This window comes from Acidithiobacillus sp. IBUN Pt1247-S3 (assembly GCF_041146875.1).
Lineage (GTDB): Bacteria > Pseudomonadota > Gammaproteobacteria > Acidithiobacillales > Acidithiobacillaceae > Igneacidithiobacillus.
This window is the reverse complement of the sequence record NZ_JBFRXP010000001.1, coordinates 97152-110182: the sequence shown is the minus strand read 5'-3', so window position 1 is coordinate 110182 and position 13031 is coordinate 97152. Positions and strand designations below refer to the sequence as shown.

General features: G+C 54.5%; 15 protein-coding genes. 10 read left to right on the top strand and 5 right to left on the bottom strand.

All coding sequences use genetic code 11. The features are described 5' to 3' along the window. Positions 1–2 precede the first annotated feature (2 nt). From AB4090_RS00580 to AB4090_RS00565, 4 genes are all read right to left on the bottom strand, one after another. On the bottom strand, positions 3–281 hold the full coding sequence (locus AB4090_RS00580; protein ID WP_369571909.1) for a type II toxin-antitoxin system RelE/ParE family toxin: 279 nt from the start codon (positions 279–281) through the stop codon (positions 3–5). A 129-nt stretch (positions 282–410) separates the two neighbouring features. Then, the gene (locus AB4090_RS00575; RefSeq protein ID WP_369571908.1) at positions 411–1721 is read right to left on the bottom strand and encodes a tyrosine-type recombinase/integrase; all 1311 of its coding nucleotides are present in this window, start codon (positions 1719–1721) and stop codon (positions 411–413) included. A 391-nt stretch (positions 1722–2112) separates the two neighbouring features. Further along, on the bottom strand, positions 2113–2544 hold the full coding sequence (locus tag AB4090_RS00570) for a type II toxin-antitoxin system MqsA family antitoxin (RefSeq protein ID WP_369571907.1): 432 nt from the start codon (positions 2542–2544) through the stop codon (positions 2113–2115). A 2-nt stretch (positions 2545–2546) separates the two neighbouring features. Continuing rightward, on the bottom strand, positions 2547–2894 hold the full coding sequence (locus tag AB4090_RS00565; RefSeq protein WP_369571906.1) for a type II toxin-antitoxin system MqsR family toxin: 348 nt from the start codon (positions 2892–2894) through the stop codon (positions 2547–2549). Positions 2895–3295: 401 nt separating this feature from the next. On the opposite strand from AB4090_RS00565, the gene AB4090_RS00560 reads away from it, so the two are divergent. Further along, entirely contained in the window at positions 3296–4531 is a 1236-nt protein-coding gene (locus tag AB4090_RS00560) for a hypothetical protein (RefSeq protein ID WP_369571905.1), read from the top strand. Positions 4532–4671: 140 nt separating this feature from the next. Here AB4090_RS00560 and AB4090_RS00555 read toward each other — a convergent pair whose 3' ends face one another. Next, positions 4672–6717, bottom strand: coding sequence for an O-antigen ligase family protein (locus tag AB4090_RS00555; protein ID WP_369571904.1), 2046 nt, complete (start codon positions 6715–6717; stop codon positions 4672–4674). 155 nt (positions 6718–6872) lie between these two features. On the opposite strand from AB4090_RS00555, the gene AB4090_RS00550 reads away from it, so the two are divergent. The 9 genes from AB4090_RS00550 to AB4090_RS00510 all read left to right on the top strand — a co-directional run. Then, positions 6873–7130, top strand: a complete 258-nt coding sequence (locus tag AB4090_RS00550) for an Arc family DNA-binding protein (RefSeq protein WP_369571903.1) — start codon at positions 6873–6875, stop codon at positions 7128–7130. Further along, positions 7127–7555 (top strand): type II toxin-antitoxin system VapC family toxin, encoded by a 429-nt coding sequence (locus tag AB4090_RS00545; protein ID WP_369571902.1) that lies wholly within the window; start codon positions 7127–7129, stop codon positions 7553–7555. Before AB4090_RS00550 ends, AB4090_RS00545 begins: the two co-directional genes overlap by 4 nt. Before the next feature lie 226 nt (positions 7556–7781). Further along, entirely contained in the window at positions 7782–8072 is a 291-nt protein-coding gene (locus tag AB4090_RS00540) for a BrnT family toxin (RefSeq protein ID WP_369571901.1), read from the top strand. Then, complete coding sequence (locus AB4090_RS00535; protein WP_369571900.1) at positions 8059–8364, top strand: BrnA antitoxin family protein; 306 nt, start codon at positions 8059–8061, stop codon at positions 8362–8364. Before AB4090_RS00540 ends, AB4090_RS00535 begins: the two co-directional genes overlap by 14 nt. A 127-nt stretch (positions 8365–8491) precedes the next feature. Continuing rightward, a complete protein-coding gene (locus AB4090_RS00530) occupies positions 8492–8746 on the top strand; it encodes a DUF2442 domain-containing protein (protein WP_369571899.1) in 255 nt (84 codons plus the stop codon). Between the two features lie 268 nt (positions 8747–9014). Next, positions 9015–9806 carry an ABC transporter permease gene (locus AB4090_RS00525; protein ID WP_369571898.1) on the top strand — a complete coding sequence of 264 codons (792 nt, stop codon included), beginning with the start codon at positions 9015–9017 and terminating at the stop codon, positions 9804–9806. Between the two features lie 80 nt (positions 9807–9886). After that, positions 9887–10690: an ABC transporter ATP-binding protein gene (locus AB4090_RS00520; RefSeq protein ID WP_369571897.1), complete on the top strand. Its 804-nt coding sequence runs from the start codon at positions 9887–9889 to the stop codon at positions 10688–10690. Next, positions 10691–12121 carry a mannose-1-phosphate guanylyltransferase/mannose-6-phosphate isomerase gene (locus AB4090_RS00515; RefSeq protein WP_369571896.1) on the top strand — a complete coding sequence of 477 codons (1431 nt, stop codon included), beginning with the start codon at positions 10691–10693 and terminating at the stop codon, positions 12119–12121. Next, positions 12102–13031: FkbM family methyltransferase (locus tag AB4090_RS00510; RefSeq protein ID WP_369571895.1), on the top strand; the 930-nt coding region annotated here is incomplete at its 3' end. The genes AB4090_RS00515 and AB4090_RS00510, both read left to right, overlap by 20 nt.

Genomic DNA, 13031 nt, shown 5'->3' with positions numbered 1-13031 from the left:
TCCTAGTGATAATCCAGATAGTCCACGGCTACGGCATCCGATCCTACGAAACGGAAGATCAAGCGCCAGTTGCCAGATACGGACACCGCCCAGAACTCCGCCATATCGCCCTTGAGCGCATGCAACCGGGTTCCCGGTAGGTCCATGTCAGCAGGCTCTTTCGCTGCGTCCAGACGGGCCAGCAGCACCCGCAATCGCTTCTCGTGCTCGGCCATGATCCCGGCCTTGCTACCCGTTTCGTAAAACTTCTGTAATCCCTTGTGTCGAAAGCCCTGGATCATGCCCGTAACCTGTTGGGTGTCATTATAACCCTATGGGTTACGTTTGCAAGGTGAATGTTGTGAATGTTGTGAATGTTGTTTCCCACTATCCCCCCGCCAAAAAAGAACTCCGTACCGATGGCGCGACATTCACGCCCCCCGTCGCAGTGTGACCACATTCCCGCGCTCGATACCGTCCAGGTGCCGCGCCCATTTCTCCAGGGCGTCGGTTTTCTCTGGCAAGTAACTGTGTCGGTCGTAGTGCCGTGCCTGAATCCCGCCGAGTTCATGGCTCAATATTTGCGCTCGAATATCTTTGCTAACACCAATGGCGGCAAGTTCGGTTTCCGCCGTGCGCCGCACGTCCTTGAGCTGATAGGCGCGTTTCCCGATCTCCAGCACCAGCTTTGAAAGCGTCGTGGTGTGGGGAATGCTTTGCCCGTCTGAACTGAACAGACTTGGCGCGTCGGCATTGATGGCGCATAACTGCTCGATGACGGGCCTTATCGCGTCGGTGATAGGCAATACGTGCAGACGCGGATGGGTGCGCCTGCCCTTGCCGTCATGCAATGTGATGATGCCGCGCTCAAGATCGACGTCGCTGGCGGTCACACGCGCAAGCTGTGCAGGACGTTGCCCGCCAAGGTACAAACCGATCAGCAGTGTCTTGACGCTCATGCGCTCGTCTGCTTTTAGCGCAAGCAATAACGTCCGCAGCTCCGCATGGGATAAGACGCGGTCGCCTGGTTTGGATAACTGACTGTAGGTGGGCAATGACGCCACTGGATTAGTGAGCACCTTGAAAGATCGGAACGATAAGGGGATGGTGCTATCAAACTCCGATTTTGCCGCCAGATTAAAAGCTGAATGCATCGCGGCGCGGGTCTTACCCAGGGCGCGTCGTAGTCCCATTTGTTGCTGCCGGTCGAAGATGGCCCGCAGATCGTGAGGCGTGATCTCATTGGCCCGTTTCTGCACCAGGCCGGGAAGGATGCGGACGTGCAGGTTGAAGATGCTTTCCACGTCTTTTGCGCTGGGTGCATTTTTGTCTTTGAGATAGCCCACGTAGGCATCCAGTAGCGCGTCCAAATTGCCAGCAGCAAGGCGCTGTGATTCTTCGCCCCGCTCCCGTAGCTGTGCAGCTTCCGCCGCTACCTTGGCATCCAGATAGGCGCGTAGATCGTGATGGCCTTCGCGGTACAGGCTGGCATATTGCGCCGCTTGCGTTCTGGCCTGTTCCAGCGAGAGACACCCTGCCTTGGTGCCGTATCCGCCAATAGGTAAGTCGTCGCGCTTCCCGTCGCTGGTGGTGTACCGATAAATCCACAATGCTGTGCCGCCGGGTGACAGACGGAGACGGAGACTGCCGATCCCGCGCATGGTGGCGTCGGTAATGGTGATGGCGCGCTTTTCCTTGGCGGCACGTTTTGCAGTGGCGTCTATCAGTTTCGCGGTCAGCATGGCGTTATCCCTCGTTTATCAGCGTTTGCTTAAGCGTCCCCACACAGTCCCCACTTTTCGGAAGCTAGGGACGGACGCGATAGGACGCCATAAAACAATGATACGCAGGTAAACAATGGGTTGCAATATGCCTACGGATTCAGGCGGACGGCAAAAAACACGATAATATCAGACTTCTAAGCCGTAGGTTGGGGGTTCGATTCCCTCTGGGCGCACCAATTAAATCAAGGATCTAGCGTCACCGCTGGGGCCTTTTTCTTTGTCCGTGGGGCACTCATGGGACACCAACCCGCAAGCATGGGGCACAAACTCGAACACTTGGGAAGCGACTAGAGCGCCGCGCGCCTGGCGATCCCGAAAATAGGCTTCCGTTTTGAGGGTGGGTACATTCTCAGTGGGCGACATGGTTTTCAGGATGTAGGCCATGGTTCAGTTCGCGCAACAAATCCGGGTGATTGTCCAGCAGACGAAGGAGATTCATGACTGCCGCCACAGGCTCCGCTTCGCCGCGTTCGTATCGGGAGAAGGCATTCTTGCCGCCGCCGGTGAGCCGTGCCGCTTCGGCCTGTGTGAGCCGAAGTTTCTTACGAATCCGGCGGATATCTTCCCGCTGCATGGATCGAACGCGCTGGATCAGCGCATCATGCGCGCTCGCGTATCTTTCGCTACTTTCCGCATCCAGTTCACCCTCTCCGCAAGTGGGACAGAACCAGCCCTTCAGCCCTGTCAGGGTCATGGATTCACTGCCAAAGGTCAACTTCTCCTGATAATCTTCATTGCGTACCATCCCGCGATGCCCGCAACTTCTGCATTGTCGTATCATGGTCATTTCTCCTTGAACTGAATCACCGGCGGATGTTCGTCCGTAAATCCGGTTATCTTAATGTACGCCACTTTCCCCGCGCGAACCGTGGCGTGGTACACATCCTGCCAAAGCCTGGGATCCTCAATGGTAGTCATGCTCTTGTAGAAGCTTACGCGAGTGAGTCCGCACACCACATCCACCATCTCTCCGGTCGTCAATCCCATTGCCAGCCCGTTTCTCTGCGCGGTTAGAGTGAATGCCGCAACACCTCGTTTGCGCACATCGTTCTGAATCTCCGTAAGGCGATAGTGTGGTCTGCGCTTCTCCATTGGGGAACAATACCCTTTAAGGGTTGTTTCATCAACCATCCGGTGGTATCTGGCAGCAGGAAAAAAGAAGGACGCGATGCCTTCGCGCCGCGCAGATCCAACGGTTTCTAGCTTTCTTCGTTCATGACAGTAGATTCCTGTCACCTATGGGTGCTCTAGGTGGGCGTTACGATCCTGTACTTGAGGGTAAGGGGGATATAATATTGGAACCAATGAAATGTCGCTCCACTGACTTGGTGTTTGGCCGTGTTTGAGCGGGTATGGGCGTCTATGAAAGTGCAATGATTTTAATAGCTTATGATGTAACTCATTGATTAGCAAATGGTCTTTTTTGACCTTCTAAGCCGTAGGTTGGGGGTTCGATTCCCTCTGGGCGCACCAATGCGGGGGTTTTCCGTCGAAGCGAAGACCTGAAAATGTGGTAAAGCAAGGAGCAAGCTGTGAATAGTTACACTGCGTATCCCCGCCAGGGTGACAAAGCCAATTCGGCCTTTTTTGAAGAGTGGCTACCCCGCCTTCTCGAGGAACGAGACCAATTGGGTCTGACAGAGAATATTCGTCGTATCGACGCATTGATGATGACCCTGGAACCCGGACACTCCGCCGCCTACATCCGCGAACTCTGTTTGATGACACCCTACAACTATCTGGTCACCCTCGACACGGACCAGCATCTGACCCACATCTTGCGCATCAATATGGACGTCCCCGACATTCTCGTGCGCGAGGTAAAAGATCCTGACCTTCGCGGAATTTTTCGCAGCTTGAATGAGGTCTACCCGATTGGCGCGAAAAGACCAAATTCGCGTTACATGGGGGAGATTTTTCAGGTTAGCAATCTTCACGAGGTTGTAGAAATCCAGAAGACGAGAGAAATACGCTTTTTCAACCAAGAGCAGATCCGGCAAATGGAGCTGCCGGGCAATATGGCCATCGTCAAACCTTCTCCCTATACGCACAACATTGTGGGATATTGTGAACGTCCAGATAACGATATCCGTGTATACGCCCTGGGCAACTCCAGAATCGATCCGGAAATGCAAGCGGCCTTTGAAGAAGCTCAGGAACTGCGGGAGCAACTCAAAATCAGTGAGCTCTTACTCCCTATTGATCACCTGGCAACGCGGGTGTATAGCCAGAACCGAGAAGTTGCGATACTCGAATACCTCAGTTTATCCAGCTACTACTATTGGGGCTCGTACGACATCCCAGATCAAAACTCCTCGACCAACGTCACCAAAAGTCTGCATTATGAAGACGTGCTCCATACCCCAGCCAAAGTCTTTACCGCAGCCAACCATCCGTATTTTTGCAACCACCTGTTGCAAATCCCCTCCCCTACGGAATCTTTTGTGCGCAATTTTGGCCCTCGCCTGCATCACATTGCTGTCGCGGTACGCGATGGAGAAACGCAGGGCAAGACCAATATTGACTACGTAGTGTCCAGCCTAGCGGAATGTGGGCAGGAATTTCTTTTGCAGGTTATCGGCTCTGAACAAGAGGGCTTAAAACAGATATTTTCGCGCGCATCGACCCACACCTCACTCATCATTGAGTACGTGCAGCGCTTTCGTGGATTTCAAGGATTTTTCACCAAGGAAAATGTTGCGGACCTGACCGCTGCGGCTGGGGCGGACGAAAGCTTACGCAGCTTGGAATCCGAGGCAAGAAAATAAGGTTATCCCAAAACCGTGTTCATGGAACTGAATGGCATGGAGCCGTAATCCTGCAAGGGATTACGCCGAACCGAAGCCTATGATTTCAATCACGGAAATCGGATACCCAGATTTTTCCCCTGCCAGGCTGCCCGCGCAGCCTATTTTTGCGAGCGTGTCGCGGCGACGATCTCGCGCAGCAACTGTATAGAGGGCGCAAAATCCGGGTTTGCACGCAAGCTGCGGATCAGGGTCTGCTCGGCGGCGTGCGGGTCGTGGGCCATGCGCCACTCGTTGCTGGCAATCACCCACTGCAGCAGCGCCCGTGGTTCGGGAAAGAGTGGTCGTTGCAGGCCATCCTTAAGGAAGTTCAAACCACCATGCACATGACCCTCGGCAAAAAACGCGTTGCTGGCAATCTCGCTGCGCAGGTTGACGCTGCTCGGGTCGATGGCCAAGCCTCGGCGCCACGCCAGTAGCGCCTTGTTTAGGGCCTCTTTGTGGTCCATGCCGAGCACCTGCCACTGGCTGACGTACACATTACCGATGGCATTGTAGACCCCCGACTGGCGGGGAATGCCAACCAGGGACATGCGATATTGCTGCAAGGCCGCATCCAGCAGCACCTTACGCTGGGCCGTGGGCATCGTCTTCGCCTCTGCCGCCAGGTTTTGATAGGCATTCCCCATATACACCCAGGGCTGAGTCGCCTGCGGCCGGGCCACCTCCAGAAAACGTGCCGCGCGCATCAAGAATACCGCGCGGGCATTGGGCTGGGTGATCACGCTACTCAGCCAGGCATTATCACTAAACAAGAGATACACGCCGGCATCGAGGAGCAGAAACCACCCCGCCGCCACAAATGCCAGCACCATCAGCAACTGCGCCACACCATAATGGCGAAAGCCCAGGCGCGGCAAAATGGGCGCCGTCTCTGCTGGCTGCTGGTACAGGCGCCAGGCCTGCGCCAAAAAGAGCCCAGCCAGAATGCTCAGGGGTAGATTGTAAAAGATAAAGTTACCCAGGGCATGGCCGGTAATGGCAAAGACCCCGAGTACCAGGCCCAAGGCCCAGTAGCGATTCTCCTCGCTGATCCCCAATCGCGCGGCGCGAAAGATCAGACGATACAAGGCGTACATCAAGGTACCGGCAAAAGCGAGCAGGAAACCGAGATTGATCAGCCCGCCCTCGGCCAAGAACTCGATATAGTCGTTATGGGCGTAGGTCCCCGCCGAGGCGAGTTCTGCGGGCAAGCGGTATTCCGGGTAGAAGAGAAAGTAACTGCCAAGACCAGTGCCTATGTACGGATGGGCGAGGAAAATATGCCAGGTCGCAATCCACATCAGGCCGCGGGAGACGGTGGCGATATTATTCCCGATATAACCGGGACGTAGCTGACCAACGATATCGAAACCTTTGGGATAGTTCATCAACAGGAACGCGATGACCACTAAAAGTAAAATTACTGCCCAACGCTTCCCATTCCCCCGCCCCAAACCCCAAAGAGCAAATGGCAAAGTACACAACCAAGCCAACAACCCACCCCGGCTACCGGTACCGAAGTCAGCCAACAAGACGACGGCAATCGTCAGCAGATAACCCAAGGCGACCCAATCCATCTGGCGATCGAAAAGTCCCACCTTGCGCTGCCTCTCGCGTAGAAACCACACGGCTACCAAGGGAAAAAACAATAGGTTCATCCACGCCGCATAACTGTTGCAGTCCAGCAGCGGCCCCTGCGGCCGCAACCCTTGCCATCCGGCCCCTGCTCCCAATAGCTGGTAGTATTGCCAAAGCCCAATGCTCGCCAGTATCCAAGCACTAGCCAGCACCCCCCGCCAGAACCAGGGCCACGCACAGCGTGCTTCCTCAGGTTGCATAAGAGCGCCAATCAGAAACGCCAAGGGCAAAGACCCGAGAGTCCAAAAGTAGAACCAACTACTATAAGGGACATGGCTCCAAAAGAGCGTGAGCCAAAACCAGACTAACCACACCAACATGAACACCGGCAGAAACCCCCGCGGCCAGGGAAATCCCGCACGGGTGCGCGGCCACAGCCCGATGCCTCCCCACAACAACAGCGTAACCATACTTGCCGCCAGCAATGGGATGTACTGGCCGTTGTAATACCAGGAAAACCCGTAGGCAACGAAGGGAAGCAGCGCGAGCAGCAGGGCCCGCGATGGAGAAACAGGGCGACAACGCATGGGTAACAATCCAGACCAGCAGTGCCCGAAGTCTAGCAGAGGCACCGGGTATCAAAAAGCAGGCATGCACGCAGGTCAGGATCCCATCTGCTTGACCATTGGTATCAGAGTTGTAAACTAGCACCATTGATTGCAAGTGGCTAAGGTAACACCATATGGCAAATGTGAACGTCAGAAACCTGCCCGATGAGGTACATCGGGCCATCAGAATCCAAGCCGCCCATCACGGCCGAAGCACCGAGGCGGAAATCCGGGCCATTTTGGAACGGGCTGCGAAGCCCGAGGGTCGCGTCAAACTGGGCTCGCGCTTGGCTGCCATCGCCCGTGAGACTGGCGGCCTGACCGATGCAGAACACGCCCTATTTGCGCGTGCGCGCATCCAATCACCCGCCCCTGCGGTGGACTTTGAATGATCCTGCTGGATACCAACGTTATTTCCGAGCCCCAACGCCAAGCGCCCAATGCCCGCGTTATTGATTGGATCGACGCGCAATCGCTGGAAACGCTGTATCTTTCAACCATCACGGTAGCCGAGCTGCGGGCGGGCATCGCGCTCATGCCGTCTGGAAAGCGCCGCGACAGCCTGCAGAAGAGTCTGGAAAAGGAACTGCTGCCAATGTTTGCCAATCGGGTGCTATCGTTCGACATGGCATGCACCAGGGCTTACGCCGAGCTGCTGGCCAAGTCCCGCGCGGCCGGTTTGGCCATTGATACGGCCGACGCCTTCATTGCCGCCATTGCCTTTGCCAATGGCTTTGTGGTCGCCACGCGCGACACCAGCCCTTTCGCGGCAGCAGGCCTTGAGGTGATCAACCCGTGGGAGGCTACCTGTTTTTGAGCTGCGCCCGCCTAGATCAGGCCGCCGTATTTGACCAGAGTGGGGATGTTCCTGTTCCGCCGCAAGGCCCGCCACCTCGTGGAAGACCTCTAACAAAGGCCAGACCACCATTCCACGAAATGTGCGCGCCGTCTTGCCGGTGTCACCGACTGCTCGAACCCCAAAGATAGGCTGCGCGTTTTGTAGCTTGCTTTCGTGTATACAATAAAAATGATATAACAAGTGCGTGGAACGATACTTCGAGTGGGACGACAAGAAGGCGGAAAGCAACTTCCATAAGCACGGCATCCGGTTCGAGGAAGCTGCGATGGTCTTCGGTGACCCGTTCGCTGTGTCGGAACAAGACCGTATCGAGAGTGGTGAGCAGCGCTGGCAAACCGTCGGCATGGCCAGCGGTTACTTACTGCTGCTGGTGGCACACACCGCGCGCTTTGAAAGTGAGGGCGTTGAGGTGGTACGGATCATCAGTGCCCGTCGCGTGGACCGAAAGGAACGGAGGCGTTATGAGCAGGGTTAGGTACAAGCAAAGCGAGCTACCGCCGCTGACTGAAGAACGGAAGGCGGAACTCAAAGCGCTGGCTGAAATGCCGGATAATGACATCGACTACAGTGACATTCCCCCTCTGGATGAAGCGTTTTGGGCGCGCGCGGTGCCTAACCCATTCTTCAAGCCCGTTAAGACACACGCTTCGGTACGTATTGATACGGACGTGCTGGCTTGGCTCAAGAGCCAGGGCAAGGGTTATCAGACTCGTATGAATGCCATCTTGCGCGAGGCTATGATTCGTTCGCTGCATCATAAGGGTTGATCAGTTGACCGTATCCCCGAGACCCGGTACCGTTCCCCCACTCAAGGACCTGAGACCGCGATGAATGCCCCCCTCGGCTACCTTCTAAGTGAAAACTGGTCACCTGGGCTTTAGAGCGGGAGGCAACATGGAATGGGATGTGGTAGAGGTTCAAATGGAGTCACCCTTGGCATTGCGCGTGCGTTTTGCCGATGGAACACAGGGGCAGGTCCGCTTTGAACCCGAACATCTGACTGGGGTGTTTGCAGCGCTCAAAGACCCCGAACTGTTTGGGCAGGTCCATGTGGAGCACGGCGCTGTCACCTGGCCCGGTAACGTGGACCTTGCCCCCGATGCCATGTATGACGCCATCAGGGCCCATGGCGAATGGGTACTACGTTAAATATGACCATCCTCGTGGAATATCTCTAAGCCATGCCTCCCGTCGTTGTCGTCGAACACGTCCGTAAAGAGTTCATCCTGCGCCGCACCGCAAAGGTGATCGCGGAATTTGGTTTTTTTTGAAATTGACACTCGCCAAACTTTGCTAGTAGGCTATCGCGGTTTCAAACGGGCTGGATCATGGCCATTGCTCGATAATGCGATGATTGTAAGGTACCACTTGAAACGTGCATGGAGATTCAGTTGCGCCCCCTTGAGAATCAAGTAGCATGAATGCTATTGCGGTAGGCATTAGCGATTTATTACAAAGCACCCGCGCCTGGCGTCTGTGGGCATTGTTGGGTTGGGTAGAAATTCGCCAACGCTATGCTCGATCAAAACTTGGACCTTTTTGGCTCACCATCAGCATGGGCGTGATGGCCACGACACTGGGTTTACTGTACGGGGTTCTTTTCGGACAAAATCTATCTACTTATTTACCAATGATCTCTATCGGCATTGTCATGTGGGGATTATTTTCCGGGATAGTAAACGATGGTTGCAATGCCTTTATTGCCGGCGCTGGCTATATTAAACAAATTCGCTCCCCAAAGTACGTTTTCATCCTGCAAGTAACCTGGAGGAATGGCGTAATTTGGCTGCACAATTTTATTATTGTGCTGATAGTATTAGTCATTTTTGGCGTCAAAAGCTGGGTTACCATCTGGTTATTCATCCCCGGCGTCATTCTTTTTGTGTTAAATGCAATGTGGATGGCATCATTTGTAGGCGTAGTTGCCGCACGCTTCCGCGACTTTCCTCAAATTGTCGCTTCACTATTGCAAGTTGCCTTTTATGTTTCTCCCATTTTATTTCATGGCGAGATGCTAAGCAAAGATCACAAATGGGTTATTGAGGTCAATCCATTGGCCTATCTTATTGATATCGTGCGAGAACCCCTGTTGGGAGAATACCCCCCCGCCTCAGCGTGGATCATTGCGTCCGCAATGGTTGTCTTTGGATGGACGCTCGCACTGTTGTTTACCGGAAAATATGCTAAACGTATCCCCTATTGGATTTAACTTTTTGATGTCGGCACAATGACAAGGACAGGGATCTAACGGTGACAGCAAGCATAGTGTTACGAGGGGTTTCCTTAGATTTGCCAATTTACGATGTCAAAGGCCAGTCCCTCAAGAAACGGGTCATGCGCATGGGGCGGCGCAATCGGATTGCGGAAGACAATGAGGGTGTAGTCGTTGTTCGCGCCATCGATGGCCTAGATCTGGATCTAAGAAGTGGCGATCGACTGGGTTTGATTGGCCATAATGGCGCGGGAAAGAGCACGTTGCTACGAGTGTTGGCTGGAATCTACCCTCCTACGGCTGGCACTCTGGAGATTATCGGCAAAACGGTGCCGTTATTAGACATTTCCTTAGGGATGGACGACCAGTCTACAGGACGCCAAAATATCCGCTTACGCGGCTTACTACTGGGCATGTCGCACGACGAAATCAAAAGAAAAACAGACGAAATCGCTGCATTTACGGGTTTAGATGACTACCTCGACTTACCTTTGCGCACCTATTCTAGCGGCATGCGGGTGCGGCTAGCGTTTGCCATCTCTACTGCTGTGGATGCAGACATATTGTTGCTTGACGAAGTCCTTGGGGTGGGAGACGCCAGCTTCCAGGATAAAGCGGCCAAGCGCCTGGAAGAGTTGCACAAGCGAGCGGAAATTGTGGTTCTCGCCATCCACTCCAGTGATACTATTCGCAAGTCCTGCAATAAGGTACTCTGGCTCGAAAGAGGAAGGCTCAAAATGTTCGGTCCAGTGGATGAGGTAGTGGAGGTCTACGATCGGGTGATGAACCCCGCGCAGCCATATGAATCATTTCGCAAGCGGATGCAAAAGACTGCCAACACTAGGTGGTCTCCACGCGCAAACATGAGATTTGGGGGTTAGATGACGAATAGCTCGCCCAAGCTTCTGCCTGTCATTCTTTCTGGCGGTGCGGGTACCCGATTATGGCCCGTGTCGCGTGAGCAGCACCCCAAACCGTTCATGCAACTGGCCGATGGGCAAAGCCTGCTGCAAAAGACTTTTTTGCGTGCAGCAGCGCTGCCCGGAGTAGTACAAATTCTCACAGTCACCAATCGTGACCTAGTCTTTAAAACTAAAGATGAGTACGCGGAGGTCAATGCCGCAGCACAGGCGACCGCTTTCATCCTCGAGCCCTTTGGCCGTAACACGGCTCCCGCACTAGCCGCTGCCGCTCTCTGGGCCGAGGAGCATCTCGGGCCCGAAGCCACCTTGCTTGTGCTCGCCGCCGACCATCTTATTACCAAGCAAGCAGAATTCACCGCTGCTGTGAGCCAGGCCAGTGCCCTAGCGGCGCAGGGCAAGATGGTGACCTTCGGCATTCAGCCAACCGCACCCGATACTGGCTTTGGTTACATCGAAGCGGAAGGCAATACCGTGCTGCGCTTTGTGGAAAAGCCTACCTTAGACAAAGCAACTGAATATCTCCAAAGCGAGCGTTACTTGTGGAACAGCGGCATATTCTGTTTGCGGGTGGATACTGCGCTGCGTCAACTGGCAGAACACGCACCCGTTGTACTGGAAAGTGTGCGAGACTGTTACCGCGCCTCGGCAGAGATGCAAGGAGAGAATTTCGCGCAAGTCGAACTTCCTGCCGAAAGTTTCGAAGCTGTACCCGACATCTCTATTGACTATGCGCTGATGGAGAAATCTGCCCAAGTGGCCGTAGTACCCTGCGATATCGGTTGGAGTGACATCGGGTCGTGGAACGCACTGAGCGACTTGCAAGCAGCGGACTCGCAAGGCAATCGCATCCTTGGTGAAGCACTGATCCACGATGCGCGCAACTGCTATGTGCAAAGCCCTGAACGCATCGTGGGACTTGTTGGTGTGCACGACCTCATCGTAGTGGACACCCCAGATGCGGTATTGGTAGCCGACCGCAAACGCGCCCAAGACGTCAAACAGATCGCGGCCCAACTCAAAGCCAGCGGCCACGATGCCTACAAAATACACCGCGAAGTACACCGTCCCTGGGGCACCTACACCGTGCTGGAAGAGGGAGAACGTTTTAAAATCAAAAGAATTGAGGTAAAACCGGGAGCCACTCTATCTCTACAGATGCACCACCACCGTAGCGAACATTGGATTGTGGTATCCGGCATAGCTCGGGTGATCAACGGGGACAACGCGTTTTTATTGAATACCAACGAATCTACGTTTATTCCCGCCGGGCACATGCATCGACTCGAAAATCCTGGCGTTATCAACCTTGTCATGATTGAGGTGCAAAGCGGCGATTATCTTGGCGAGGATGACATCGTTCGTTTCGACGATGTCTATGGCCGTGCCTAATCACATTGACATGTCATTCACTTCATATGCGCAAAACTTCGAAGACGTCATGTTGTGGCGCGCACTCAAGCATGTCGAGAAGGGCTTTTATATTGATGTTGGTGCAGCGTGGCCAGATGAACATTCAGTTACCAAGGCTTTTTACGAGCGTGGCTGGCACGGCGTCAATATCGAGCCCAACCCAGAATTCAATCGCCAGTTGGAGGAGTGTCGGGTACTCGATAAAAACTTGCGAGTGGCTGTGGGTGACCGCGAAGGTGCTGCTTCGATGAATTTTCTGGGCAAAACCGGGTTGTCCACGCTTGATGACGCAATAGCCGAACAGCACCAAAGGGAAGGCTGGAGCCTGAGCCGGCAGGAAGTGCAAGTCACCACTTTGGCGGACATTTGGCGACAGCATGTGTCTGCGGATCAGGAAGTGCACTTTCTCAAGATTGATGTCGAGGGTTTCGAGGAGGCGGCTCTGCAGGGGAATGACTGGGGCAAGAACCGTCCCTGGATTGTGGTCGTCGAGGCAACCCTGCCCTCGTCGCAAGTCGAGTCTCATGAAACATGGGAACCCATTCTGCTGGCGGCCGGTTATCTCTTTTCTTATGCCGATGGCCTGAACCGCTTTTACGTTGTCAACGAACATGCAGAGTTACTCCCTGCTTTCAAATACCCGCCCAACGTTTTTGATGGCTTCATGCTGAACAGTCAGGCACAGGCCGAAGATCAAGCAAACCAAGCCAATGAACGCGCTAGCCTCGCCGAAGCACAAGCTACTCAAGCCAATGAACGCGCCAGCCTCGCCGAAGATCAAGCAAACCAAGCCAATGAACGCGCTAGCCTCGCCGAAGCACAAGCTACTCAAGCCAACGAACGCGCTAGCCTCGCCGAAGCACAAGCTACTCAAGCCAATGAACGCGCT

Excerpts from the sequence above, each read along its gene's own strand:
- AB4090_RS00580 (WP_369571909.1), bottom strand. The coding sequence starts at position 281 with ATGATCCAGGGCTTTCGACACAAGGGATTACAGAAGTTTTACGAAACG.
- AB4090_RS00570 (WP_369571907.1), bottom strand. The coding sequence starts at position 2,544 with ATGATACGACAATGCAGAAGTTGCGGGCATCGCGGGATGGTACGCAAT.
- AB4090_RS00550 (WP_369571903.1), top strand. The coding sequence starts at position 6,873 with ATGGCAAATGTGAACGTCAGAAACCTGCCCGATGAGGTACATCGGGCC.
- AB4090_RS00530 (WP_369571899.1), top strand. The coding sequence starts at position 8,492 with ATGGAATGGGATGTGGTAGAGGTTCAAATGGAGTCACCCTTGGCATTG.
- AB4090_RS00525 (WP_369571898.1), top strand. The coding sequence starts at position 9,015 with ATGAATGCTATTGCGGTAGGCATTAGCGATTTATTACAAAGCACCCGC.
- AB4090_RS00575 (WP_369571908.1), bottom strand. The coding sequence starts at position 1,721 with ATGCTGACCGCGAAACTGATAGACGCCACTGCAAAACGTGCCGCCAAG.
- AB4090_RS00535 (WP_369571900.1), top strand. The coding sequence starts at position 8,059 with ATGAGCAGGGTTAGGTACAAGCAAAGCGAGCTACCGCCGCTGACTGAA.
- AB4090_RS00555 (WP_369571904.1), bottom strand. The coding sequence starts at position 6,717 with ATGCGTTGTCGCCCTGTTTCTCCATCGCGGGCCCTGCTGCTCGCGCTG.
- AB4090_RS00565 (WP_369571906.1), bottom strand. The coding sequence starts at position 2,894 with ATGGTTGATGAAACAACCCTTAAAGGGTATTGTTCCCCAATGGAGAAG.
- AB4090_RS00545 (WP_369571902.1), top strand. The coding sequence starts at position 7,127 with ATGATCCTGCTGGATACCAACGTTATTTCCGAGCCCCAACGCCAAGCG.
- AB4090_RS00515 (WP_369571896.1), top strand. The coding sequence starts at position 10,691 with ATGACGAATAGCTCGCCCAAGCTTCTGCCTGTCATTCTTTCTGGCGGT.